Origin of the sequence: Streptomyces roseolilacinus, assembly GCF_014649335.1 — a bacterium.
Classification (GTDB): Bacteria; Actinomycetota; Actinomycetes; order Streptomycetales; family Streptomycetaceae; genus Streptomyces; species Streptomyces roseolilacinus.
In genome coordinates this window covers 1-660 of record NZ_BMSV01000042.1, presented here as the reverse complement: position 1 = coordinate 660, position 660 = coordinate 1, and the positions used below count along the sequence as shown (strand labels likewise).

Below are 660 nucleotides of genomic sequence, written 5' to 3'. Positions count from 1 at the left end.
CGCCGCTGCGGCCACGCCCCCGGCGCCCGCACCCCCGAGGAGCAGCGAGCCATCGCAGAGTTCACCGCGATGCTCACCGCTCGGCAGAGACCGACCCCGTGGACCGGTCACGGCGACGTCGCTGTACGGATCACCCCCGACGCTCGCACCCTGGAACGCGGCCGCCCCACCGAAGGGCAGCAGCCGGACGCCGACCCCGTCGCCCTGGTCCTCATCCACCCCGACACCCAGACCGCCCTCACCGCACGCTTCACTGCGCCAGGACACGAATGCACGGCACCTGGACCACCTCGTACCGGCTCCTCACCCACGCCCTCGCCGAACGCGACCTCCCACCCGTCATCGACCTGAGCACCTGAGCACACGAAGCGGCCCCCGCAGTCCGGACCTCGATCCGGGCGGCGGGGGCCGCTTTTTGTGTTTCTGGAGGGCAGCGAAGTGCCCGTGCGGGGCATCTGGCCAGCTTTAGAAGCGTCCCGCGCGGGACGCTTCTCGTCAACGAGATAGACCCTCGAGGTGGGTCAGAAGGCGCCGTTCAGGCTCCACCAGGTGGCGGTGGTCTTTTCGCCGGCTCCCAACCCGCCCGTGCTGAGTCCCTTGTACTGGATCAGCCAGTAGCCGTCGGTCGCGAGGAGGTCCGGGCGGCCGTCGGCCGACCAG

At 70.6% G+C, this 660-nt stretch carries 1 protein-coding gene; it reads right to left on the bottom strand.

All coding sequences use genetic code 11. The features are described 5' to 3' along the window. A partial coding sequence (locus tag IE106_RS30615; protein WP_229840960.1) for a hypothetical protein occupies positions 1 to 267 on the bottom strand: 267 nt, incomplete at its 3' end. Positions 268 to 660: the final 393 nt, after the last annotated feature.